The sequence below is a fragment of the Pseudomonas sp. B21-036 genome (assembly GCF_024748925.1).
GTDB classification, from domain to species: Bacteria; Pseudomonadota; Gammaproteobacteria; order Pseudomonadales; family Pseudomonadaceae; genus Aquipseudomonas; species Aquipseudomonas palmensis.
The window spans coordinates 2,971,167-2,996,038 of sequence record NZ_CP087178.1 but is presented as its reverse complement, the minus strand read 5'-3'; the positions used below and the strand labels follow the sequence as shown (position 1 = coordinate 2,996,038).

Genomic DNA, 24,872 nt, shown 5'->3' with positions numbered 1-24,872 from the left:
CAGCCTCCTCAAGAGAAGTCTTTCCGCACAATGGCCGATCAACCGATGCAAACCGCCCGTCCTCGTCACTCCCGTCGCTGGCTGCTGAGCCTGCTGGTCCTGCTGCTGATTGCCGGCCTGTGCTGGGTATTCTGGCCCTCATCGCCGGCGACCAAGGCCCCGGGCGCAGGCAAGCCGGGGGGCGGGCGGCCAGGTTTCGGCGCGTTCGGCGGGCCGGTACCGGTGCGTGTGGCGCCGGCCACCGTGGGCGACTTCCCGCTGTACTACAAGGCCCTGGGCACCGTGACCGCGACCAACACGGTCAACGTGCGCAGCCGCGTGGGCGGCGAACTGGTCAAGATCAACTTCAAGGAAGGCCAGCGGGTCAAGGCCGGCGACCTGCTGGCAGAGATCGACCCGCGCAGCTACCAGATCGCCCTGCAGCAGGCCGAAGGCACCCTGGCACAGAACCAGGCGCAGCTGAAAAACGCCCAGATCGACCTTGAGCGCTACAAGGGCCTGTTCGCCGAAGACAGCATCGCCAAGCAGACCCTCGATACCCAGGCCGCGCTGGTGGCCCAGTACCAGGGCACCATCAAGACCAACCAGGCGGCGGTGGGCGATGCCAAGCTCAACCTCGACTTCACCAGGATTCGCGCCCCCATCAGCGGGCGCCTGGGCCTGCGCCAGCTGGACGTCGGCAACCTGGTGGCGGCCAACGACACCACGGCACTGGTGGTGATCACCCAGACCCAGCCGATCACCGTGGTCTTCACCCTGCCGGAAACCGAGCTGAGCACCGTGCTGTCGCGCTACCGCAGCGGGGCCCAGCTGCCGGTGCAGGCGTGGGACCGCGGCGACACCCAGCAGCTCTCGGTGGGCGTGCTGAGCAGCCTGGACAACCAGATCGACACCACCACCGGCACCCTGAAGTTCAAGGCCGGGTTCGAAAACCAGGATGAAATGCTGTTCCCCAACCAGTTCGTCAACGTGCGCCTGCTGGCCGATACCTTGAAGGACGTGGTGCTGGCGCCATCGGCCGCGATGCAGTTCGGCACCAACGGCACCTTCGCCTACGTGATGGACGGCGACAACAAGGTGACCATCCGCAGCCTCAAGCTCGGCGCCAGCGACGGCGACCTCACGGTGGTCAAGGAAGGCCTGGCCAAGGGCGAGCGCGTGGTGCTCGAAGGTACCGACCGCCTGCGTGACGGCAGCGAGGTGGAAGTGGTCAACGACAGCAGCGACGTGCCCGCCACCCCAGGCCAGCACCTGCAGGGCCAGGACAAGAAAGACCTCTCGGCCACGCCGGGCGAGCAGGGCAAGGCTGGCGCATGAACCTTTCGCGGCTGTTCATCCTGCGCCCGGTCGCCACCACGCTGAGCATGCTTGCCATCGTGCTGGCCGGCCTGATCGCCTACACGTTGCTGCCCGTGGCGGCCTTGCCCCAGGTCGATTACCCGACCATCCGGGTCATCACTCTGTACCCCGGTGCCAGCCCGCAGGTGATGACTAGCGCCGTCACCGCGCCGCTGGAGCGCCAGTTCGGGCAGATGCCCGGGCTTACCCAGATGGCCTCGACCAGTTCGGGCGGTGCCTCGGTACTGACCCTGCGCTTCAGCCTCGAAATGAACATGGACGTCGCCGAGCAGCAGGTGCAGGCGGCGATCAACGCGGCCAGCAACCTGTTGCCCAGCGACCTGCCGGCGCCGCCGGTGTACAACAAGGTCAACCCGGCCGATACCCCGGTACTGACCCTGGCCATCACCAGCAAGACCATGCTGCTGCCCAAGCTCAACGACCTGGTCGACACGCGCATGGCGCAGAAGATCGCACAGATCAGCGGTGTGGGCATGGTCAGCATCGCCGGTGGCCAGCGCCAGGCGGTACGCATCAAGGTCAACCCTGACGCGCTGGCCTCGGCCGGGCTGAACCTGGCCGACGTGCGCACCCTGATCGGCGCCTCCAACGTCAACCAGCCCAAGGGCAACTTCGACGGCCCCACGCGGGTCTCGATGCTCGACGCCAACGACCAGCTGCGCTCCCCCGAGGAATACGCCAACCTGATCCTGGCCTACAAGAACGGTGCGCCGCTGCGCCTGAAGGACGTTGCCGAGATCGTCGATGGCGCCGAGAACGAGCGCCTGGCGGCCTGGGCCAACCAGAGCCAGGCAGTGCTGCTGAACATCCAGCGCCAGCCTGGGGCCAACGTCATCGAGGTGGTCGACCGGATCAAGGCGCTGCTGCCGTCGATCACCGACAACCTGCCGGCGGGGCTGGACGTGGTGGTGCTCACCGACCGCACCCAGACCATCCGTGCTTCGGTCAAGGATGTGCAGCACGAGCTGCTGATCGCCATCGTGCTGGTGGTGCTGGTGACCTTCCTGTTCCTGCGCCGGGCCAGCGCCACCCTCATCCCGTCGATCGCCGTGCCACTGTCGCTGATCGGCACCTTCGGCGTGATGTACCTGGCCGGGTTCTCGATCAACAACCTCACGCTGATGGCCCTGACCATCGCCACCGGCTTCGTGGTGGACGATGCCATCGTGATGCTGGAGAACATCTCGCGGCATATCGAGGAGGGCGAGACGCCGATGCAGGCCGCGCTCAAGGGCGCCCGGCAGATCGGCTTCACCCTGATCTCGCTGACCTTCTCGCTGATCGCGGTACTGATCCCGCTGCTGTTCATGGCCGACGTGGTGGGACGATTGTTCCGCGAGTTCGCCATCACCCTGGCGGTGGCGATCCTGATCTCGCTGGTGGTGTCGCTGACCCTCACGCCGATGATGTGCGCGCGCCTGCTCAAGCGCGAGCCCAGGGAAGAGGAACAGGGGCGCTTCTACCGCGCCAGCGGTGCCTGGATCGACTGGATGATCGCCCACTATGGTCGCGGCCTGCAGTGGGTGCTGTGCCACCAGCCGCTGACTCTGCTGGTGGCGGTGGCGACCCTGGGCCTGACCGTGCTGCTGTACCTGGCAGTGCCCAAGGGCTTTTTCCCGGTGCAGGACACCGGGGTGATCCAGGGTATTTCCGAAGCCCCGCAATCGATCTCGTTCGCCGCCATGAGCCAGCGCCAGCAGGAACTGAGCGCGGTGATCCTGCAAGACCCGGCCGTGCAGAGCCTGTCGTCGTACATCGGCGTCGACGGCGACAACGCCACGCTCAACAGCGGCCGGTTGCTGATCAACCTCAAGCCCCACGGCGAGCGCGACATCACTGCCTCGCAGGTCATCACCCGTTTGCAACCGCAACTGGACAAGCTGGTGGGCATTCGCCTGTTCATGCAGCCGGTGCAGGACCTGAGCATCGAAGACCGCGTCAGCCGCACCCAGTACCAGTTCAGCCTGTCGTCGCCGGATGCCGACCTGCTCGCGCAGTGGAGCGGCAAGCTGGTGGATGCGTTGCATGATCGCCCCGAGCTGACCGATGTGGCCAGCGACCTGCAGGACAAGGGCCTGCAGGTGTTTCTGGTGATCGACCGCGACGCCGCCAGCCGTCTGGGCATCAACGTGTCGGAAATCACCAACGCGCTGTACGACGCCTTCGGCCAGCGCCAGATCTCCACCATCTATACCCAGGCCAGCCAGTACCGCGTGGTGCTGCAGGCCGCTGCGGCGGCCGACCTTGGGCCCAGGGTGCTCGACCAGATCTACGTCAAGACCACCGATGGCGCGCAGGTGCGCCTGTCGAGCCTGGCCCACGTGGAGCAGCGCCAGGCGCAACTGGCCATTGCCCACATCGGCCAGTTCCCGGCGGTGATGATGTCGTTCAACCTGGCCGAAGGCGTGTCGCTGGGCGAGGGCGTCAAGGTCATCGAACAGGTGCAGCAGCAGATCGGCATGCCGCTGGGCGTGCAGACCCGCTTCCAGGGCGCGGCCGAAGCCTTCCAGGCGTCGCTGTCGAGCACCCTGCTGCTGATTCTGGCGGCGGTGGTGACCATGTACATCGTGCTCGGCGTGCTCTACGAGAGCTACATCCACCCGGTGACCATCCTTTCGACCCTGCCCTCGGCCGCAGTGGGCGCACTGCTGGCCTTGATGATCAGTGGCAACGACCTGGGCATGATCGCGATCATCGGCATCATCCTGCTGATCGGTATCGTCAAGAAGAACGCGATCATGATGATCGACTTTGCCCTGGAGGCCGAACGCAACCAGGGCATGGACCCGCAGACGGCGATCTACCAGGCGGCGCTGCTGCGCTTCCGGCCGATCCTGATGACCACCCTGGCGGCGCTGTTCGGGGCCATCCCGCTGATGCTCGCCACCGGCTCGGGTGCCGAGCTGCGCCAGCCGCTGGGCCTGGTGATGGTGGGCGGGCTGCTGGTGAGCCAGGTGCTGACGCTGTTCACCACGCCGGTGATCTACCTGTACTTCGACCGCCTGGCGCGTCGCTGGCGCCGTCAGCCTGACCCGCAACAGGCCGACGCATGAACCTCTCCGGCCCGTTTATCCGTCGCCCGGTGGCGACCATGCTGCTGAGCCTGGCCATCATGCTGCTGGGCGGGGTCAGCTTCGGCCTGCTGCCGGTGGCGCCGCTGCCGCAGATGGACTTCCCGGTGATCGTGGTGTCGGCCAGCCTGCCCGGGGCCAGCCCCGAGGTGATGGCCTCCACCGTGGCAACCCCGCTGGAACGCTCGCTGGGCAGCATCGCCGGGGTCAACACCCTGACCAGCCGTTCCAGCCAGGGCTCCACGCGGGTGATCCTGGGCTTCGACATGGGGCGCGACATCGATGGCGCCGCACGCGAGGTGCAGGCGGCCATCAATGCCACGCGCAACCTGCTGCCCAGCGGCATGAAGAGCATGCCCACCTACAACAAGTTCAACCCGGCCCAGGCACCGATCATGGTGCTGTCGCTGACCTCCGATGTACTGCAGAAGGGCCAGCTCTACGACCTGGCCTCCACCATCCTGTCCCAGAGCCTGTCCCAGGTGCCGGGTGTGGGCGAGGTGCAGATCGGCGGCAGTTCGCTGCCGGCGGTGCGTATCGAGCTGGAGCCGCAACTGCTCAACCAGTACGGCGTGAGCCTGGACGATGTGCGCCAGACCATCGCCAACGCCAACGTGCGCCGGCCCAAGGGCTTCATCGAGGACACCCAGCGCAGCTGGCAGGTACAGGCCAACGATCAACTGGAGAAAGCCAAGGACTACGGCCCGCTGGTGATTCGCTACCAGGACGGCTCGGTGCTGCGCCTGAGCCACGTGGCCAAGGTCACCGATGGCGTGGAGAACCGCTACAACAGCGGCTTCTTCAACGACAAGGACGCGGTGCTGCTGGTGATCAACCGCCAGACCGGCGCCAACATCATCAAGACCATCGAGAGCATCAAGGAGCAGTTGCCGGCGTTGCAGGACCTGATGCCGGCCAGCGTGCAACTGAACGTGGCCATGGACCGCTCGCCGGTGATCAAGGCCACCCTCAAGGAGGCCGAACACACGCTGCTGATCGCCGTGGCGCTGGTGATCCTGGTGGTGTTTCTGTTCCTGGGCAACCTGCGCGCCTCGCTGATCCCGACCCTGGCGGTGCCGGTGTCGCTGGTGGGCACCTTCGCGGTGATGTACCTGTGCGGGTTCTCGCTCAACAACCTGTCGCTGATGGCGCTGATTCTCGCCACCGGGCTGGTGGTGGACGACGCCATCGTGGTGCTGGAGAACATCTCGCGGCATATCGACGAAGGCGTCGCGCCGCTGGCCGCGGCCTTCCTCGGCGCCAAGGAGGTGGGCTTCACGCTGCTGGCGATGAACGCCTCGCTGGTGGCGGTGTTCGTCTCGATCCTGTTCATGGGCGGCATCGTCGAGTCGTTGTTCCGCGAGTTCTCCATCACCCTGGCGGCGGCCATCCTGGTGTCGCTGGTGGTGTCGCTGACGCTCACGCCGATGCTCTGCGCGCGCTGGCTCAAACCTCACGCCCCCGGCGAGCAGACCCGCCTGCAGCGCTGGAGCGAGCGTCTCAACCAGCGCATGATGGCCGGCTACGACCGCAGCCTGGGCTGGGCGCTGCGCCATCGCCGCCTGACCCTGCTGAGCCTGCTGGTGACCATCGTGGTCAACGTGGCGCTGTACGTGGTGGTGCCCAAGACTCTGATGCCGCAGCAGGACACCGGCCAGCTGATGGGCTTTGTGCGGGGTGACGACGGGCTGTCGTTCGCGGTGATGCAGCCGAAGATGGAAATCTACCGGCGCGCCTTGCTCAAGGACCCGGCCGTGCAGAGCGTGGCCGGTTTCATCGGCGGCAACAGCGGCATCAACAACGCCATGGTGCTGGTGCGCCTCAAGCCGATCAAGGAGCGCAAGGAGTCGGCGCAGAAGATCATCGAGCGCCTGCGCAAGGAGATGCCCAAGGTACCCGGCGGGCGGCTGTTCCTGATGGCCGACCAGGACCTGCAGTTTGGCGGTGGCCGCGAGCAGAGCAGCTCGCAGTTTCTCTACACCCTGCAAAGTGGCGAGCTGACGGCGTTGCGCGAGTGGTACCCGAAGGTGGTGGCGGCGTTCAAGGCGCTGCCGGAGCTGACGGCCATCGACGCCCGCGAAGGCAGCGGCACCCAGCAGGTGACCCTGGTGGTCGATCGCGAGCAGGCCAAGCGCCTGGGCATCGACATGAACATGGTCACCGCCGTGCTCAACAACGCCTACAGCCAGCGCCAGATCTCGACCATCTACGACAGCCTCAACCAGTACCAGGTGGTGATGGAGGTCAACCCCAAGTATGCGCAGGACCCGCGCACCCTGGAGCAGGTCCAGGTGATCACCGCCGACGGCGCGCGCGTGCCGCTGTCGACCTTTGCCCATTACGAGAACAGCCTGGCCGAGGACCGTGTCAGCCACGAGGGGCAGTTCGCCTCCGAGGACATCTCGTTCGACCTCGCAGAAGGCGTCAGCCAGGACGTGGCGCTGGCCGCGGTGGAGCGCGCGGTGGCCAAGGTCGGCCTGCCCGAGGACGTGATCGCCAAGCTTGGCGGTACCGGCGATGCCTTCACCAAGAGCCAGGAGGGCCAGCCCTGGATGATCCTCGGCGCCTTGCTGGCGGTGTACCTGGTGCTGGGGATTCTGTATGAAAGCTACATTCACCCGCTGACCATCCTCTCGACCCTGCCGTCGGCCGGGGTAGGGGCGCTGCTGACGCTGTACGTGGTCGGCAGCGAGTTCAGCCTGATCTCGCTGCTGGGGCTGTTCCTGCTGATCGGGGTGGTGAAGAAGAACGCGATTCTGATGATCGACCTGGCCCTGCAGCTGGAGCGCCATGAAGGGCTGAGCCCGCAGGAGTCGATTCGTCGGGCCTGCCTGCTGCGTCTGCGGCCGATCCTGATGACCACCCTGGCGGCGATCCTGGGCGCCTTGCCGTTGCTGCTGAGCACCGCCGAGGGCGCCGAGATGCGCCAGCCGCTGGGCCTGACCATCATTGGCGGGCTGGTGTTCAGCCAGATCCTCACGCTTTACACCACCCCGGTGGTCTACCTCTATCTGGACCGCCTGCGCCATCGCTTCAATCACTGGCGCGGCGTGCGTACCGACGCTGCTTTGGAAACCCCGCTATGACCCGACCTGCCGATGTTTGTCCACCTTCCCTGCAGCGCGTGCTGGCGGCCCGTGGTTCGCGCCTGCTGACCTCGGCCCTGTGCCTGGCGATGCTCAGCGCCTGTACCCTGAGCCCCGACTACCACCGGCCGCAGGCGCCGGAGCCGGTGGCGTTCAAGTACGCCGAGGGCTGGACCCAGGCCAACCCGTCCGACGCCCTGGCGCGCGGCGCCTGGTGGGAGCTGTACGGCGATGCGCAGCTCAACGGTCTGGTCGAGCAGCTCAATGCCAACAACCAGACGGTGGCCCAGTACGAGGCGCAATACCGCCAGGCCCAGACCCTGGTGCGCAGCGCCCGGGCTTCGCTGTTTCCCAGCCTCGACCTGAGCGCCGGCAAGACCCGCTCCAGCCAGGGCACCGGCAGCAGCAGTTCGAGCCTGAGCAACAACAGCAGCGGTATCCGCGACACGTACAGCGCCCAGCTGGGCGTGAGCTGGGAAGCCGACCTGTGGGGCAAGCTGCGTGAGGGCCTGAACGCCAACGAGGCGAGTGCCGAGGCGAGCCTGGCGGACCTGGCGGCGATACGCCTGAGCCTGCAGTCGGAGCTGGTGCAGAACTACCTGCAGCTGCGTGTGATCGATGAGCAGAAGCGCCTGCTCGAGGCCACGCTGGCGGCCTATCAGCGTTCGCTGACCATGACCCAGAACCAGTACCGCGCCGGGGTTTCGGGCAAGGACGCGGTGGCCCAGGCACAGACCCAGCTCAAGAGCACCCAGGCCGACCTGATCGACCTGATCTGGCAACGTGCGCAGTTCGAGAATGCGATTGCCGTGCTGATGGGCAAGGCGCCGGCCGAATTTGCCCTGGCGCCGAGCACCACCATACCGGCCTTGCCGCAGATCCCGCTGGCGCTGCCGTCGCAGCTGCTGGAGCGCCGCCCCGACATTGCCTCGGCCGAGCGCAAGGTGATGGCGGCCAACGCCAATATCGGCGTGGCGCGGGCGGCGTACTTCCCGGACCTGACCCTGAGCATGAGCGGTGGCTACAGCAGTAGCAGCTTCAGCGACTGGATCAGCTTGCCGAACCGATTCTGGTCGGTGGGGCCGCAGTTGGCCGTGACCCTGTTCGATGCCGGCAAGCGCTCGGCCGAGGTCGACCGTACCAAGGCCGTGTATGACCAGACTGTGGCGCAGTACCGTCAGAGCGTGCTGGATGGCTTCCAGGAGGTGGAAAACTACCTGGTGCAGCTGAAGGTGTATGCCGATGAGGCGCAGGTGCGCGATGAGGCGCTGGCGTCGGCGCGCGAGTCGCTGCGCCTGACCGAGAACCAGTACAAGGCGGGCCTGATCGGGTATCTGGACGTGGTGAACGTGCAGACCACCGCGTTGAGCAATGAACGCAGCGTGCTGAACCTGCTGCAGGGCCGGCTGGTGGCCAGCGTGCAGTTGATTGCGGCGTTGGGGGGCGGCTGGGAGGCAGCCAGCCTTGCTGTTGAAGAGCGTACCGCGACCGACAGGTAGTGTGCGTCGAGGCGTTCGCCGGCAAGGCCGGCGCCTACAGGCCGCGATGTGATTGTAGTAGCCAGCCTTGCTGGGGAAGGCCGCGACGCGGTTCCAAAGCCTGATGGCCATTCGCCAAAAACATCCCGCCATCCCTCGGAAACTCCGTGCGTTTCGCTAAAGGTTGAGTACAATCATCGGTTTTTCACCGGGCCGGGACAGCGCCCGTCAACCGGGCCTTGGAACCTTCATGCTCAACGGTAGTTATTCCTCCTCGCTGGTCCTGATTTCGCTGTGCGTGGCGATTCTGGCGTCCTACACGGCGCTGGACCTGACCGGGCGCATCGCCACCGCCAAGGGCCGTGCCGCGTACCTGTGGATGGTCGGCGGTGCTCTGGCCCTGGGCACCGGGATCTGGTCGATGCACTTCATCGGCATGCTTGCCTTCAGCCTGCCCATCGAGCTGGGCTACGACCTGAGCCTCACCGCGCTGTCGCTGGTGATCTCGGTGCTTTCGTCGGGCTTCGCACTGTGGCTGGTGAGCCAGCCGAGCCTGCCGGGCCGCGTGCTGGCGCTGGGGGCGCTGATCATGGGCGCGGGCATCAGCAGCATGCATTACACCGGCATGGCCGCCATGCAGATGCAACCGGGCATCGACTACGACCCGCTGCTGTTCGCCGCCTCGCTGTTGATTGCAGTAGGCGCGTCGGTGGCCGCACTGTGGATCGCCTTCCGCCTGCGCCGCAATACCCCGTATGTACGCCAGATTCGCGGCGGCGCCGCCGTGGTGATGGGCATTGCCATCGTCGGCATGCACTACACCGGCATGGCAGCGGCCAATTTTGCCGACGGTAGCTTCTGTGGCGCGCTGGACGGTGGGCTCAGCGGCAGTGGCCTGGACTACCTGGTGCTGATCACCACCCTGGCGGTGCTGGCGGTGGCGCTGCTGACCTCGGTGCTGGATGCACGCCTGGAGGCGCGCACTGCGGAGCTGGCGCAATCGCTGACCCTGGCCAACCAGGAGCTGACCCAGCTGGCGCTGCACGACACCCTCACCGGGCTGCCCAACCGCAGCCTGCTGACCGACCGTATCGAGCAGGCCATCGCCAAGGTGGCCGAGCAGGGCGGCTGCTTTGCGCTGATGTTCATCGACCTGGACGGGTTCAAGCCGGTCAACGACGCGTTCGGCCATCACACCGGCGACCAGTTGCTCAAGGAGGTGGCGATGCGCCTGCGTGGCCACCTGCACAGCCAGGACACCCTGGCGCGCATCGGCGGTGACGAATTCGTGCTGCTGGTGGAGCTGGACGAGCCTGAAGATGCGGTGGGGGTGGCCGCCAAGCAGGTCAACCTGGTGTCGCGCCCGTTCCGGGTGGCCGAGCAGAGCCTGCAGATCTCCGCCAGCGTCGGCATCGTGTTGTACCCCGGCAACGGCGCCGACCAGATGGAGCTGCTGCGCAATGCCGACGCGGCCATGTACCACGCCAAGAGCGCCGGCAAGAACGCCTACAGCTTTTTCGATGTGTCGATGAACAGCAACGCGCGTCTGCAGCTCCAGTTGCTGCAGGACCTGCGCATGGCGCTGGAGCAGCGCCAGTTGCGCCTGTTCTACCAGCCCAAGTTCGATGCGGTGGGGCGCCAGCCTATCGGTGCCGAGGCCCTGCTGCGCTGGGAGCACCCGCAGCACGGCATGTTGCTGCCCGATCGCTTCATCCAGCTGGCGGAAAAAACCGGGTTGATCATCCCGATTGGCGAGTGGGTGCTGGACGAGGCCTGCCGCCAGATGCGCAGCTGGATGGACCAGGGCTATGAAAACTGGCGGGTTGCAGTGAACCTGTCGGCCATCCAGTTCTGCCATGCCGGGCTGGTTGACAGCGTGGCGTCGGCCTTGCAGCGTCATCGCCTGCCGGCCAACAGCCTGACCCTGGAGATCACCGAAACCACCGCCATGCACGACGCCGATGCGAGCCTGATGGTCTTGCAGCGCCTGTCGGACATGGGCGTGGACCTGTCCATCGACGATTTCGGTACCGGCTACTCAAGCCTGATGTACTTGAAGCGCCTGCCGGCCAACGAGCTGAAGATCGACCGTGGCTTCGTGCGCGACCTGGAGCAGGACAGCGACGATGCCGCGATCGTGTCGGCCATCGTGGCGCTGGGGCAGGCACTGGGGTTGAGGATTGTTGCCGAAGGGGTGGAAACCGACCGCCAGCAGGACTTCCTGACCCGTCTGGGGTGTGATTCGTTGCAAGGGTACCTGCTCGGTCAGCCGCTGCCGGCCGAGCGTTTCATGGCTGATATCGAGAGACTGGCGGTGGGGCAGGCCTGAGCGCCAGCGTCAGGCCGAGCGCAGCGCACACGAGGGCTGGAACGCTTCAAGCTCGTCTTCCACCGCTTCGATGATGCGCTCCACATCCGACGCCGCCATCAGTGTGGCGCACGGAATGCCGGCAATCGCCAGCAGGGTTTCGCCGGTGGCGCGGTTGAACACGCGCGCCACCATGCTGCGGGGTGCATCCATGCTGGCTTCAAAGCCCAGGGGATGGAAGTGCCAGCGCATCATCTGGCAGGCGTTGGGAAACGTGAGCTTGTTCATGCCGGCCTCCTTTTACAGCTGACCCCGATTCGCTGAGCATGCCTGTACCCGGGACACGCTGCCCAAGGAAGGCCAAGACCCTAACCATAGCACCGATGCGGCCGCTGTCCGCCGCTTGTTTGCGCCCCGTTGCAGGATGTTTGACCTGCGTCACAATGGCTTTTTGCTATGTGTGGGTTGCGCAAGCGTTTGCGTGGTCCGCATTGCGGCGGGTGAGGCTGTCATGGCCGCTGAAGCGGGCAGGGTGGGGCCACGGGTATTTCAGACCAGCGGCGGGCTCAGCTGAGCAGGCCGGCGGCGATGTTGATGGTGAAACCCAGAATAGCGGTGTTGAACACGAAACCGATCACCGAGTGGGCCAGCACCACCCGGCGCAGTTCACGCCCGGCGACGCCCACATCGGAGGTTTGCACCGCGACGCTGAGGGTGAACGAGAAGTAGTGGAAGTCCCAGTAATCGGGGTTGCGCTCCTCGTCTGGAAAGCGCAGCAGCGGCTGCTTGGCGGTGCTGGTGTAGAACAGGCGCGCATAGTGCAGGCTGAAGATGGTGCCGATCAGCAGCCACGAGCCGGCCACGGTGAGGCCGGTGTACAGGTAGTGCAGGGCCTGGGTGCTGCCGGTCAGGCCCTTGCTGCTGGCCAGTTGCAGGGTAACTGCGGCAAGGCTGGCGATGGCCGCGATACTCACGGTAAACAGCACCAGCCCGGCATTTTCGTCCTCGATGCAGGCCACCTTGCGCACCTGGCCCGGTTTTGCCCGCAGGGTCAGCCAGAACACCAGCAGCAGGTACAGCCAGACCCCGAGGTTCCAGCCCGCCAGGATGTGTTGCACCAGGTTGTCTGCCGGGATGAACACGCCGCCCAGGCAGCCGACCAGTGCGGCGGCGCTGAGGCGCGGGTGGGTATGGGCCAGTTTGTGGAATGCCATGTTGCCTCACGTCGATGGATGCACCGCCAACTGTAGCCTATACCTAGGAAGCCTTTCTTCAGGCGCCACTGGAGCGACCGCATGAAACACGCATTGATCATCGGCACCTTGTGCCTGGCCGGGCTGGGCCTGGCCGGTTGTTCGAGCAGCACCGTGCAGCCCGACGAGTACTCCGGGTTCCTCAAGGACTACAGCCGTCTCAAGCAGACCACCTCGCCCTCCGGTGCCACGGTGATGCGCTGGATCGACCCGAACCTCAAGCTCGACCGCTACACCAGCGTATACATCGAGCCCAGCCAGCTGTATCCCAAGCCGCAACCTACCGCGCGGATTCCGCAGAGCACCCTGCAAGGCATCACCCACTACTACGACCAGGCGCTCAAGCGCGAGCTGGGCAAGTCGTTGCCGCTGGCCACCGGCCCTGGCCCGGGGGTGATCGTGGTACGCCCGGCGATCACGGCCGTCAGCAGCAAGACCGAGGGCCTGAAGGCATACGAAGTGATTCCGGTGGCGCTGGTAGCCGCGGCGGTAAGCACTGCATCGGGCATCCGCGACCAGGAAACCGATATCGCCACCGAGGCGCAGTTTCTGGATGGCGGCAACAACAAGGTGCTCGCCCAGGTGGTGCGCAAGGGCAGTGGCAAGCCGCTGGAAAACGACAGCCAGGTGATGAAGGCCGACGATGTGAAGGCAGTGCTCGATGGCTGGGCGTCCGACCTGCACCAGTCCTACCTCAAGCTCAAGGGCCATTGAGCCCTGTGCCAGGCCATTCGGGGAGCCCCGCAATGGCCTGGCAGCGTGTTGGCCGGTCTGCCGGCCCCTGCGGCCGACGACAGTTGACCGCTTCAGCATTGAAACCCGGCTTCAATCAGCCTAGCCTGCGCGGCATACCGTTGAAAGGAGCCCGTCATGCAAGGCGTTACCCGCAAGATCACCCAGGCCATTCTGTACGAAGTCATCGCGGTGGCCTGTGTCGCACCGGCCCTGGCGTTGGCCTTCGATGAGGGCATGGCCCATTCCACCGTGCTGTCGGTGATCATGTCGGGCATGGCCCTGGGCTGGAACATGCTCTACAACTACCTGTTCGAGTTCTGGGAGGCACGTCAGGCCCGACGCAGCCGCACCTTCGTACGGCGCCTGCTGCATGCCATCGGCTTCGAGGGCGGGCTGGTGCTGATCCTGCTGCCGGTGGTGGCCTGGTGGCTGGACATCAGCCTGTGGGCGGCACTGGGCACCAACCTTGCGCTGTTCGTGTTCTTCTTCGTGTACGCCTTCGTGTTCCAGTGGGGCTTCGACCGGGTGTTCGGCGTGCCCGAATCGGCGCACGAACGCGGCGTGCAAGCCTGCACGAGCGCAAAATGAATGATTGACTTGAAAAAGGCCCTGGGCTAGTTTCGCTGCCATGACCTTATTCGCAGCGTTGCCTTCGCACAGCATTATTACCGCCATTATCAGATTGGCGGGCTAGCGAGCACCTTGCACCTAACCCGCCCTGGAGGCGGGTTTTTCCTTTCTGACTCCTGGGCACTTCAAAAAAAACCAGGAGTCACCGATGACCAGCCTTACCGTCTGCCCCAGCACCTCGACCAGCGCCACCAGCCTGCTGTCGGACTACGTGCGAAGGATTCTTGCCGCACCGGTATATGACCTGGCCATCGAGACGCCCCTGCAGCCCGCCCGGGCGCTGTCCGAGGCCCTGGGCAACAACGTGCTGCTCAAGCGCGAAGACCTGCAGCCGACCTTTTCCTTCAAGATCCGCGGGGCCTACACCCGCCTCAGTCGCCTGAGCACCGAGCAGCGCGAGCGCGGGGTGATCACCGCGTCCGCCGGCAACCATGCCCAGGGCGTGGCGCTGGCCGCCCGTGAACTGGGCATGCGCGCCACCATCGTGATGCCCACCACCACTCCGGCGCTGAAGATCGAAGGGGTGCGCTCGCGTGGCGGCAATGTGGTGCTGCACGGTGACAGCTTCCCGCGGGCGCTGGCCCATGCGCTGCAACTGGCCCAGAGCGAAGGCGCCACGTTCGTGCCACCGTTCGACGACCCGGACGTGATTGCAGGGCAGGGCACCGTGGCCATGGAGATCCTGCGCCAGCAACCGGGCGAGCTGGACGCGATCTTCGTGCCGGTGGGTGGCGGCGGCCTGATCGCCGGCATCGCCGCCTACGTCAAGTACCTGCGCCCGCAGGTAAAGGTGATCGGCGTCGAGCCGCATGATTCGAACTGCCTGCAGGCCGCGCTGGCCGCTGGCGAGCGGGTGGTGCTGCCCCAGGTCGGCACCTTCGCCGACGGCGTGGCGGTGGCGCAGATCGGCGCGCATTGCTTCGAGGTGTGCCGGCATTACGTGGACGAAGTGGTCACGGTCAGCAGCGACGAGCTGTGCGCGGCCATCAAGGACATCTACGACGACACCCGCTCGATCACCGAGCCTTCCGGTGCGCTGGCGGTGGCCGGGATCAAGAAGTACGTGGCCAGCCGCGGCGTGACGGGCCAGACCCTGGTGGCAATCGACTCCGGTGCCAACGTCAACTTCGACCGCCTGCGCCATGTGGCCGAACGCGCCGAACTGGGCGAGCAGCGCGAGGCGGTCATCGCGGTGACCATCCCCGAGCAGCCGGGCAGCTTCCGTGCCTTCTGCCAGGCCCTGGGCCAGCGCCAGATCACCGAGTTCAACTACCGCTACCAGCCCGGCAAGGAGGCCCGCCTGTTCGTCGGCGTGCAGACCCACCCGCACACCGACCCGCGCGCGCAGTTGCTGGCCAGCCTGGCCGGGCAGGGCTACGAGGTGCTGGACCTGACCGAGAACGAGCTGGCCAAGTTGCATATCCGCCACACCGTGGGCGGCCACTCGGCCCCCTCGCTCGACGAGCGGGTGCTGCGCTTCGAGTTCCCGGAGCGTCCTGGCGCCTTGCTGGGCTTTCTGGAGCGCCTGGGCAAGCGCTGGAACATTAGCCTGTTCCACTACCGCAACCACGGGGCTGCCGAGGCGCGGGTATTCGTGGCGCTGCAGGTGCCGGACGATGAGCTGGCGCAGTTGCCAGGCACCCTCGACGGCATGGGCTATCGCTACTGGGACGAGACCGACAACCCGGCCTATCGGCTGTTTCTTGGCTGACTTTGCGCTGGATCAACATGCCCTGCGGCCCACGGGCGGATCCTTGAGGCAGAGATATAAAGCCTGAGGAATACCGCCATGAGCAGCACGTTTTTCATCCCAGCCGTCAACATCATGGGCATCGACTGCCTGGACGAAGCCATGACCGCCATTGTCGGCTATGGCTTTGCCAAGGCGTTGATCGTCACCGATACCGGGCTGGCCAAGGCCGGCGTGGCACAGCGAATCGCCGAGCAGCTGGCGATGCGTGACATCGACTCGGTGGTGTTCGACGGCGCCAAGCCCAACCCGAGCATCGCCAACGTGGAGCAGGGCCTGGCGATGCTCAAGCGCGAGCACTGCGACTGCGTGATTTCGCTGAGCGGCGGTTCACCCCACGACTGCGCCAAGGGCATTGCCCTGTGTGCCACCAATGGCGGGCACATCGGCGACTACGAAGGGGTCGACCGCTCCGCCAAGCCGCAATTGCCGCTGATCGCGATCAATACCACGGCCGGTACGGCCAGCGAGATGACGCGCTTCTGCATCATCACCGACGAGGCGCGCCACGTGAAAATGGCCATCGTCGACCGCAACGTCACCCCGTTGCTGTCGGTGAACGACCCGGCGCTGATGGTCGGCATGCCCAGGTCGCTGACGGCGGCCACCGGTATGGATGCACTGACCCACGCCATCGAGGCCTATGTATCCACGGCGGCCACGCCGATCACCGACGCCTGCGCACTCAAGGCCATCGAGCTGATCAGCCGCAACCTGCGCCAGGCGGTGATCGACGGGCAGGACCTGACCGCGCGGGAGAACATGGCCTATGCGCAGTTCCTCGCCGGCATGGCGTTCAACAATGCTTCGCTGGGGTTCGTGCATGCGATGGCGCATCAGCTCGGTGGCTTCTACGACCTGCCGCACGGGGTGTGCAACGCGGTGCTGCTGCCCCATGTGCAGCGGTTCAATGCGGCGGTGAGCGCGGCGCGCCTGCGTGATGTGGCACAGGCGATGGGCGTGGCGGTGGAGGGGCTGAACGCGGCGCAGGGTGCCGATGCGGCGATCCAGGCCATCGTGCAACTGAGCGACGATATCGAGATCCCGCCGGGGCTGGAGGTGCTGGGTGCGCGGGTGGCGGATGTGCCGACCCTGGCGGCCAACGCGCTCAAGGATGCCTGCGGCCTGACCAACCCGCGGCGGGCCAGCCAGGCCGAGATCGAGGCGATCTTCAAGGCAGCCTTCTAGCGCATCTTCGCTGGCAAGCCAGCTTCCACAGGGTTCTGCGGTACAGCCAGAACCTGTGGGCTGGCTTTGCGGCGATGCCGTCAGACCACCAGCGACAACAGCATGATGAAGATGATGCCCACCACCGACAGGATGGTTTCCATCATGCTCCAGGTCTTGAAGGTTTCGGCCACGGTCATGTTGAAGTACTGCTTGACCAGCCAGAAGCCCGCATCGTTGACATGCGACAGGATCAGCGAGCCGGCCCCCGTGGCCAGCACCAACAGCTCGCGGTTCACGCCCGGTATCATGCCAATCACCGGGGCCACGATACCCGCACCGGTAATGGTCGCCACCGTCGCCGAGCCCGTGGCGATGCGAATCACCGCCGCCACCAGCCAGGCCAGCATGATCGGCGAGATCTGCGCCTGCACCGCCATCTGACCGATCACGTTGCCCACACCGGTATCCACCAGCATCTGCTTGAAGCCGCCCCCGGCGCCCACGATCAGCACGATTGCCGCCGTAGGCGCCAGGCTCTGGTCGAGCATCTTCATGATCTGCTGGCGGCTGAAGCCCTGGGCCGAGCCGAAGGTGTAGAAGGCCAGCAGCAGGGCTGCCAGCAGCGCCGTGATCGGGTGCCCGATCAGGTCCATCCACTGGCGAAAGATGTGCTCGGCCGGCAGTACCACGTCGGCGAAGGTCTTGAGCAGCATCAGGAACACCGGCAGCAGGATGGTTACCAGCGTGATGGCGAAGCTGGGCAGTTGCGTGCGCTCGGCTTCGCGGGCGATCTGGTCCATCAGCTCCTGGGACGGCGAGCCGGGGATGTACCGCGAAATGAACGTGCCGTACAGCGGCCCGGCGATGATCGCCGTGGGCAGCGCCACGATCAGCCCGTAGAAGATGGTCTTGCCGATGTCGGCGCCGAACACGCCGATGGCCAGCAGCGGGCCCGGGTGCGGCGGCACCAGCCCGTGCACCACCGACAGCCCGGCCAGCAGCGGAATGCCGATCTTGATCAGCGATACGCCGGTGCGCCGGGCCACGATGAACACCAGGGGTATCAGCAGCACGAAGCCGATTTCGAAGAACAGCGGGATGCCCACCAGGAAGGCGGCGAACATCATGGCCCAGTGCACCTTCTGCTTGCCGAAGGCGCGAATCAGAGTTTGCGCGATCTGGTCGGCGCCGCCGGAATCGGCCATCAGCTTGCCGAGCATGGTGCCCAGTGCCAGCACGATCCCGACAAAGCCGAGTACGCCCCCGAAACCGTCCTGGAACGACTTCATCACTTTGGCTACCGGCATGCCGGAGGTCAGGCCCAGAAAGCCCGCAGCCAGGGTCAGCGCCACGAAAGGGTGCACCTTGAAGTGGGTGATCAGCAGCACCAGGCCGATGATGGTCACCAGTGCATCAAGCAAGAGGTAGGTATCAGTTGCCAGACCGAACATGGTTCAGTGCCTCGTATTGTCATTGTTGTGGGCGGAACTTTTACAGCGTGCAGCAGTCGAGACAGCGCTATCTTTGGTGAGCCGGAAAACTGCCGGAAAATCAGGCAGTTCGCGCCAGCGCCGACTCACCGCAGGGCTTTAGCCAGGTGTCTACCTGACGGGCCAGCTGGGCGATGGGTTGGGTGGCGTCCAGGGTCAGGGTCAGGGTTTCGCCGCGCGGCGACTCCAGGGCGGCGAACTGGCTGTCGATCAGGCTTGCCGGCATGAAGTGGCCGGGGCGTGCCAGCACGCGGCGTTCGGCTTCCTGGGGCGTCAGTTCGAGGAACACGAAGCCCAGGTCGGGTACGGCGTGGCGCAGGGCGTCGCGGTAGCGCTTTTTCAGCGCCGAGCAGGTGAGGATCGGCCGTTCGCCGGCCTTGAGGGTGGCCTGCAGCTCTTCGCCCAGGCGGATCAGCCAGCCAGCGCGGTCGTCATCGTCAAGGGGAATGCCGGCGCTCATCTTCTGGATGTTGGCGGCAGGGTGAAAGGCATCGCCTTCGATCAGGCGGCCGCCGCTGCAATCGGCGATGGCAGAACCGACGCAGCTCTTGCCGCAGCCAGCCACGCCCATCACCACAATAGCGGACAGGGGAGAGTTCATCGGTACCTCCTGCGGGGCGAGATAGCGCTATCTTTGGCCGAGGCTGACAACGCCTCGGCGGCTTCCCACCCGGTTGTTATTGGTTTTGTAAAAGCAGTCTGGGCGCTCATCGCCGTGCACCTGCAGTTATGCATTGCCTGACGTCTGAGACAGCGCTACCTTAGTGCCCGTTCCCTTCTCTTTGCAAGCCGAAAAATAAAAGCCCCCATGACCCGCATTGGCTCCCGTACTACCGGTCGTCCCACCCTGGCTGAAGTGGCCAGGCTTTCCGGGGTTTCCCCGATCACCGCCTCGCGCGCCCTGCGCGGCATCAGCACGGTTGCCCCGGAACTAGTGCAGAAGGTCAAGGATGCTGCCGCAGCGCTGGGCTATGTCGCCAACCCGGCAGCCCGCGCGTTGGCGTCGGCACAGAGCCAGTCGGTGGTGGTGCTGATTCCGTCGCTGTCCAACCAGCTGTTCATCGAAACCCTCGAAGCCATCCACGACGTGATGCGCCCGCGCGGCCTTGAAGTGCTGATCGGCAACTTCCACTACGACGTGGCCGAAGAGGAGAACCTGATTCGCAACTACCTGGCCTACCAGCCGTGCGGCATGCTGCTCACCGGTTTTGACCGCACCGAGGCGTCGCAGCAGATGCTGGCCGCCAGTGGTGTGCCCTGCGTGCACATGATGGAGCTGGGTGGGCCGGACACGGCCACTTCGGTCGGGTTTTCCCAGCAGCAGGCCGGGCGCGCGGCCGCCCGACACCTGATCGAACGCGGGCGGCGGCGCCTGGGCTTCATTGCCGCGCAGCTCGATCCGCGGGTGATGCAACGCGCCGACGGGTTCCGCCAGGCGCTCGACGATGCAGGGCTGTATGACCCGGCACTGGAAATGCTCGCACCGCAGCCGTCATCCATCGGCCTGGGCGGCGAGCTGTTCAGCCAGTTGCTCGAGCGTCACCCGGAGGTGGACGGGCTGTTCTTCTGCAACGACGACCTGGCCCAGGGCGCGATTCTGCAGGCCTTGCGCCAGGGCATCGAGGTGCCGGGGCAGGTGGCGATGGTGGGCTTCAACGACCTGCCGGCATCGGCTCACCTGGTACCGCGCCTGACCTCCATTCGCACCCCGCGCGCTGCCGTGGGGCGGCAGGCTGCGCAGGCGCTGCTGGCGTTGCTCGACGGCAAGGGCGGGCAGCCGCGCACCCAGGACCTGGGCTTCGAACTGATGGTGCGCGAAAGCAGTTGACGTGGGGTGATAAACGGTGATGGCAGTTGGCTTGCAGGGTACAGAAGTGCATCTATGCTGAGCAAAAACCGCCAATGGAGTGGTAACCAATGTTTAACGCCCATCGCAAGTCTGACCTGGCTGAAATCGAGCGTTGCACCCAAGCGTTACACCACTCCAATGCCAAGCTTGCGGCCATAGGTCGCTCGATGGCCATGATCGAGTTCAGCCCCGACGGGGTGATTCTCGAAGCCAACGAGCGTTTCTGCTCCACCCTGGGCTATGCCGCCGAGGAGATCATCGGCAAGCACCACCGCATTTTCTGCGAGCCCGACTACGTCAAGAGCGATGAGTACCGCACCCTGTGGCGCGACCTGGCGCGGGGCGAGGCCCACAGCGGTACCTTTCTGCGGCGCGACAAGGCCGGGCACGATGTGTGGCTGGAGGCCAGCTACATGCCGGTGTTCGGCGCCAACCAGCAGGTCACCAGCGTGATCAAGGTCGCCTCCGACATCACCCGGCGGGTGGTCGAGGAGCATGAGAGCGACAGCCTGATCAATGCCATCAGCCGTTCCATGGCGATGGTCGAGTTCACCCCCGAAGGCAATGTGATCCGTGCCAACGAGAACTTCCTCAAGACCATGCATTACCGGGCCGAGGAGGTCATTGGCCAGCACCACAGCCTGTTCTGCCACCGCAGCGAAAGCGAGTCGAGCGCCTACAAGGCATTCTGGGCCTCGCTCAATCGCGGCGAGTACCATTCCCATCGTTTCGAGCGCAAGAACAAACTCGGGCAGATGGTGTACCTGGAAGCTTCCTACAACCCGATCTTCGATACCCGTGGCCGCCTGTACAAGGTGGTCAAGTTTGCCAGCGACATCACCCACCAGGTGTGTACCCAGCAGACGGCAGCCGAAGCGGCCCACGCCACCTCGGTGCAGAACGATGCCTGTGCGCGCAAGGGCTCGGAGGTGGTGCAGCATACGGTGCAGGTGATCGAGGAGATCTCCCGCGAGCTCAATGCCGCAGCCCGCAGCATCGATGCGGTGAGCAAGCAGTCGGAACTGATCGGGCAGATCGTGCAGACCATCCGCAGCATTGCCGACCAGACCAACCTGCTGGCCCTGAACGCCGCCATCGAGGCGGCGCGGGCAGGTGAGCACGGCCGCGGCTTTGCCGTGGTGGCCGACGAGGTGCGCAGCCTGGCGGCACGCACCAGCAAGGCGACCCTGGAGATCGTCGATGTGGTGCGCCAGAATCACGACCTTTCACTCAATGCGGTGGCCAGCATGCAGTCGAGCCTCAGCCGCACCGGGCTGGGGGTGGAACTGGCCAATGAGGCGGGGGAAGTGATCCTGGAAATCCAGCAGGGTTCGCAGCACGTGGTGGACGCCATCAGCCAGATCAACTCGACCCTGCAGCTGCACTGAGCCTCATCTCAACCGGCGGCGATGGATCGCTGCAGGTGTTCATGCAGATCCTTCAGGCTCTGTTCCAGCGCCGCCAGCAACGCCTCGATGGCCTTGTCCGGGGCCTTGCCGGTACAGGCCTGCTCCAGCGCATCGCAGTGCCCCACCAGGCCATGGGCCTTGAGCATCTTGGCGCCGCCCTTGATGCGGTGCGACAGGCTGCGCAGTTGCTGTCGACTCGCGCCTGAGCCCAGGGCACGCAACGCCTCGAGGTCTTCGGCGCTGCTGCGCTCCAGCTCCGTCAGCAGACGCTTGATCAGCCGTGGGTCACCCAGGGTCAGGTGCTTGAGGTTGTCGATGTTGAAACCGCTGTTGTCCTCGGCGCGGGGCTCGGGTGGCGCCTGCGGCTCGGGGGTATCCACCCCCGACAGGTGACGGCTCAAGGCGCCCAGGCCGATCGGCTTGAACAGGCAGTCATCCATGCCCGACGCCAGGCAGCGCTCGCGTTCGTCGGCCTGGGCGTTGGCGGTCAGGCCCAGGATCAGGCAGGGCGGGCGATTCGCCTGGGCTTCCTGGGCGCGAATCTCGCGCGCCAGCTGGTGGCCGTCCATGCCGGGCATGTTGCAGTCGGTGATCACGGCGTCGAAGCGCCCGGCCTGCCAGGCCTGCAGGCCGCCCGCGCCGTCGCTGGCCTGGGTCACCCGATGGCCCAGCACGCTCAGCTGCTTTTCCAGCAGCATGAGGTTGGCGGGGTAGTCGTCGACCACCAGGATGTTCAGCCGCTGGCTGGCCTGGGCCGTTGGCTCCTGGGCCGGTTCCTCGGGTTGACTGGCGGTGCTGGCCAGCATCAGCGGCAGGCTGACCGTGACCTGGGTGCCATGGCCCGGGGTGCTGTGCAGCTCCAGGCTGCCCTGCATCAGTTCGCACAGGGTCCGGCTGATCACCAGGCCCAGGCCGGTGCCCTGGCGAGCCGGCTGGCTGCCGGCCTGGATGAAGGGGTGGAACAGGCGCTGCTGGTCCGGCTGGCTGATGCCGATGCCGCTGTCCTCGACGGCCAGGTGCATGTGCACCTGCTTGCCGCACGGCGTGGGCTGGCACTGCAGGCGCACGCTGACGCCACCGCGCTCGGTGAACTTGATGGCATTGCCCAGCAGGTTGGACAGGATCTGGCGAAAACGCAGCGGGTCGATCTCCACCAGGGCGGCGGGGGGCTGCAGGTCCTGGGTCAGGCTGATGTCCTTGAGACGGGCGCTGCTTTCGAACACCTGCACGGTGCTGCGTACCAGCGCACCCAGGTCGGTGGGTTGTGGCGCCAGGCTCATGTGTCCGGATTCGATGCGGGCGATGTCCAGCACGTCGCCGATCAGCTCCAGCAGGCTGCTGGCCGAATCGAATGCCACCTGCAGGGAGTGCTCGTCGGTGCGGCCCTGGGCGGCATCCTTCAGGGCAAGCTCGAGCAGGCCGATCACCGCATTCATGGGGGTGCGGATCTCGTGGCTCATGGTGGTCAGGAAGGTGCTCTTGGCGTGGTTGGCGCTGTCGGCCTGTTCTTTGGCCACATGCAGCTCTTCGAGCAGGTGTTCGCTGATGCGCAGCTGCAGTTGCAGGGCCTGCTCGGCCTCGGCGCGTTGCTGCATCAGCTTGCGCAGGTAACGGTTCCACAACGCTATGGCAAGCACCAGCGCCACCGCGATGCCCAGAATCTGCAGCACCAGCGAGCGGTAGTTGCGCCAGGGCGTGTCGCTGATCAGGGCGTTGATGCGCCAGCGATTGACCAGCTGGGTCATCTGCTCGGGCGGGATGCTGAGCAGGGATTTTTCCAATATCGCATGCAGTGGCGAAGAACGTTCGGTGGCGAAGGCGGCGAGGGCCGGGGTGTCGTCCAGCAGGGTGGCGATGCGCAGGCGGTCCTTGAACATGCGGCTGATGAAGTAGGCGGCGTTGATCTGCGAACTGAGCGCCGCGTCCGCGCGGCCCTGGGCCACGTACTCCATCAGTGCCAGCGGGTCGTCGACTTCGATCAGGCTGATGGCGGGATAGCGCTGGCGCAGTTCGGCGCTCACCGGTGTACCGCGAATGATCGCCAGGCGCTTGCCGTCGAGCTGGTCGGGGTGGCGGATCGATGTATCGCGCACGCTGGTCACCAGCACCCGCGGGTTGGCCAGGTAGGGCCGGGTGAAGGCCAGGGTTCTGGCGCGCTGCTCACCATAGTTGAGCGCGCCGACGACCTCGGCTTCGCCCTGTTCGACCATGCTGATCATGGTGGGCACCGAGTCGGTCTCGATGATCTGGAACTTCAGCCCGCTGCGCAGGCTGATCTGCGCCAGCACGTCGGCGGTGATGCCGCGAAAGTGCTGGTTTTCGTCGAAGAAGCTCAGGGGCGCGAAGTACTTGTTGATGACCACGCGCACGCTGGGATGCTGCGCGATCCAGTGTCGCTCTTCGTCGGTCAGCGCGATGTCCGCCCGGTTGAGCAGGATGCTGCTCACGCCGCTGGTCCAGCGGCGCATCACGTTCAACCGGTCGCTGTCGGTGATGCTGCCCAATGCCTTGTTCACCAGGTCCAGCAACGCGGTGTTCTCGCGCACCAGGGCAAAGCCGAAGGAAGAGCGCTGGGGTTTGACGTAGTGGGAGATCTGCAGGCTTTCGCGGTAGTTCTTGCCGATCAGGTAGTCGGAACTGATCGCGTCGCCGATGAATGCATCGGCCTGGCCCAGGGCCACCGCCGACAGGGCCGACATGGTCGAGGCGTACACTTGCAGGTTCGCCCGGGGGTAGAGCTGGCGGACCAGCGGCGGTGGCAGGTAGTGTTCGACCATCGACAGCGTCAGCCCGTCGAGCGGGTCGTCTGGGTCATGGGTCACGCCGACGGGGGTCGCGATGATCGGCTGGTCGTCGGCGTAGGGCTGGCTCATCACCAGTGCGCTGTCGGCGGCTTCGTAGCCGTTGGCGCTGCCCAGCAGGTCGATCTGGCCACTGTGCAGGGCGGCGATGGCCTGGATACGGTTCGAGAACTGCAGCACCTGCACCGGGATCTTCAACTGCTCGCCGATCAGGCCGGCGAAGTCGGCGCTGACCCCTTCATAGTCGTGCTGGCTCACATTGATGTCGAAGGGCGGGTAGTCCGGCGCCGAGGTGCCCAGGCGCAGCACCTGCTTGTGCTTGAGCCACCGACGTTCGGCGAGGGTCAGCGGGGGTGGCGCACTGCTGCTGACCGAGCGCCCGAGCAGTTGGCGGGCAACCCCCGGCTCCTGTGCCATGGCGCTTATCGCCAGCCACTGCACCAGGCAGGCGAGCAGCAGGGCAGGCAGGCAACGCTTGGTCAT

Annotated in this window: 16 protein-coding genes and 1 pseudogene; 12 read left to right on the top strand and 5 right to left on the bottom strand. The window is 65.7% G+C overall.

The window, feature by feature from the left end; translation table 11 throughout:
- Nucleotides 1-30: 30 nt before the first annotated feature.
- The 5 genes from LOY33_RS13475 (at nucleotide 31) to LOY33_RS13455 (ending at nucleotide 11,323) form a co-directional block, all read left to right on the top strand.
- A complete protein-coding gene (locus tag LOY33_RS13475) occupies nucleotides 31-1,317 on the top strand; it encodes an MdtA/MuxA family multidrug efflux RND transporter periplasmic adaptor subunit (RefSeq protein ID WP_058540137.1) in 1,287 nt (428 codons plus the stop codon).
- The gene (locus LOY33_RS13470) at nucleotides 1,314-4,412 is read left to right on the top strand and encodes an MdtB/MuxB family multidrug efflux RND transporter permease subunit (protein WP_258658688.1); all 3,099 of its coding nucleotides are present in this window, start codon (nucleotides 1,314-1,316) and stop codon (nucleotides 4,410-4,412) included. Before LOY33_RS13475 ends, LOY33_RS13470 begins: the two co-directional genes overlap by 4 nt.
- Nucleotides 4,409-7,516: an efflux RND transporter permease subunit gene (locus LOY33_RS13465; protein WP_043861436.1), complete on the top strand. Its 3,108-nt coding sequence runs from the start codon at nucleotides 4,409-4,411 to the stop codon at nucleotides 7,514-7,516. The genes LOY33_RS13470 and LOY33_RS13465 overlap by 4 nt, the downstream gene beginning before the upstream one ends.
- Entirely contained in the window at nucleotides 7,513-9,015 is a 1,503-nt protein-coding gene (locus LOY33_RS13460) for an efflux transporter outer membrane subunit (protein ID WP_258658679.1), read from the top strand. Before LOY33_RS13465 ends, LOY33_RS13460 begins: the two co-directional genes overlap by 4 nt.
- 229 nt (nucleotides 9,016-9,244) lie before the next feature.
- Nucleotides 9,245-11,323 carry a bifunctional diguanylate cyclase/phosphodiesterase gene (locus LOY33_RS13455; RefSeq protein WP_058540139.1) on the top strand — a complete coding sequence of 693 codons (2,079 nt, stop codon included), beginning with the start codon at nucleotides 9,245-9,247 and terminating at the stop codon, nucleotides 11,321-11,323.
- Between the two features lie 9 nt (nucleotides 11,324-11,332).
- Here LOY33_RS13455 and LOY33_RS13450 read toward each other — a convergent pair whose 3' ends face one another.
- Together LOY33_RS13450 and LOY33_RS13445 are read right to left on the bottom strand one after the other, a co-directional pair.
- Nucleotides 11,333-11,590, bottom strand: a complete 258-nt coding sequence (locus LOY33_RS13450) for a DUF1652 domain-containing protein (RefSeq protein ID WP_258658676.1) — start codon at nucleotides 11,588-11,590, stop codon at nucleotides 11,333-11,335.
- Between the two features lie 278 nt (nucleotides 11,591-11,868).
- Complete coding sequence (locus LOY33_RS13445; RefSeq protein ID WP_054914577.1) at nucleotides 11,869-12,516, bottom strand: DUF1345 domain-containing protein; 648 nt, start codon at nucleotides 12,514-12,516, stop codon at nucleotides 11,869-11,871.
- An 81-nt stretch (nucleotides 12,517-12,597) separates the two neighbouring features.
- On the opposite strand from LOY33_RS13445, the gene LOY33_RS13440 reads away from it, so the two are divergent.
- From LOY33_RS13440 to yiaY, 4 genes are all read left to right on the top strand, one after another.
- A complete protein-coding gene (locus LOY33_RS13440; RefSeq protein ID WP_043861440.1) occupies nucleotides 12,598-13,269 on the top strand; it encodes a DUF3313 domain-containing protein in 672 nt (223 codons plus the stop codon).
- Nucleotides 13,270-13,425: 156 nt separating this feature from the next.
- Nucleotides 13,426-13,878: a PACE efflux transporter gene (locus LOY33_RS13435; RefSeq protein WP_043861441.1), complete on the top strand. Its 453-nt coding sequence runs from the start codon at nucleotides 13,426-13,428 to the stop codon at nucleotides 13,876-13,878.
- A gap of 190 nt (nucleotides 13,879-14,068) precedes the next feature.
- Nucleotides 14,069-15,631 carry a threonine ammonia-lyase, biosynthetic gene (gene ilvA / locus LOY33_RS13430; protein ID WP_043861442.1) on the top strand — a complete coding sequence of 521 codons (1,563 nt, stop codon included), beginning with the start codon at nucleotides 14,069-14,071 and terminating at the stop codon, nucleotides 15,629-15,631.
- Nucleotides 15,632-15,709: 78 nt separating this feature from the next.
- Entirely contained in the window at nucleotides 15,710-16,858 is a 1,149-nt protein-coding gene (gene yiaY, locus LOY33_RS13425; RefSeq protein ID WP_258658671.1) for an L-threonine dehydrogenase, read from the top strand.
- Nucleotides 16,859-16,938: 80 nt separating this feature from the next.
- Here the strand turns inward: yiaY and LOY33_RS13420 are convergent, their stop codons facing one another.
- Nucleotides 16,939-18,291, bottom strand: coding sequence for a GntP family permease (locus LOY33_RS13420; RefSeq protein WP_043861444.1), 1,353 nt, complete (start codon nucleotides 18,289-18,291; stop codon nucleotides 16,939-16,941).
- 100 nt (nucleotides 18,292-18,391) lie between these two features.
- Complete coding sequence (locus tag LOY33_RS13415; RefSeq protein WP_043861445.1) at nucleotides 18,392-18,931, bottom strand: gluconokinase; 540 nt, start codon at nucleotides 18,929-18,931, stop codon at nucleotides 18,392-18,394.
- Between the two features lie 207 nt (nucleotides 18,932-19,138).
- Here LOY33_RS13415 and LOY33_RS13410 point away from each other — a divergent pair, with 207 nt between their 5' ends.
- The 3 genes and pseudogenes from LOY33_RS13410 to LOY33_RS26075 all read left to right on the top strand — a co-directional run bounded on the left by LOY33_RS13410 (nucleotide 19,139) and on the right by LOY33_RS26075 (nucleotide 21,567).
- Nucleotides 19,139-20,158: a LacI family DNA-binding transcriptional regulator gene (locus LOY33_RS13410; RefSeq protein ID WP_054914573.1), complete on the top strand. Its 1,020-nt coding sequence runs from the start codon at nucleotides 19,139-19,141 to the stop codon at nucleotides 20,156-20,158.
- 89 nt (nucleotides 20,159-20,247) lie between these two features.
- A pseudogene (locus tag LOY33_RS26080) lies at nucleotides 20,248-21,030 on the top strand (PAS domain-containing protein); the annotation flags it as partial.
- Nucleotides 21,028-21,567: a methyl-accepting chemotaxis protein gene (locus LOY33_RS26075; RefSeq protein ID WP_373870429.1), complete on the top strand. Its 540-nt coding sequence runs from the start codon at nucleotides 21,028-21,030 to the stop codon at nucleotides 21,565-21,567. The pseudogene LOY33_RS26080 and the gene LOY33_RS26075, both read left to right, overlap by 3 nt.
- Before the next feature lie 8 nt (nucleotides 21,568-21,575).
- On the opposite strand, the gene LOY33_RS13400 is transcribed toward LOY33_RS26075, so the two are convergent.
- The gene (locus tag LOY33_RS13400) at nucleotides 21,576-24,872 is read right to left on the bottom strand and encodes a transporter substrate-binding domain-containing protein (RefSeq protein ID WP_258658664.1); all 3,297 of its coding nucleotides are present in this window, start codon (nucleotides 24,870-24,872) and stop codon (nucleotides 21,576-21,578) included.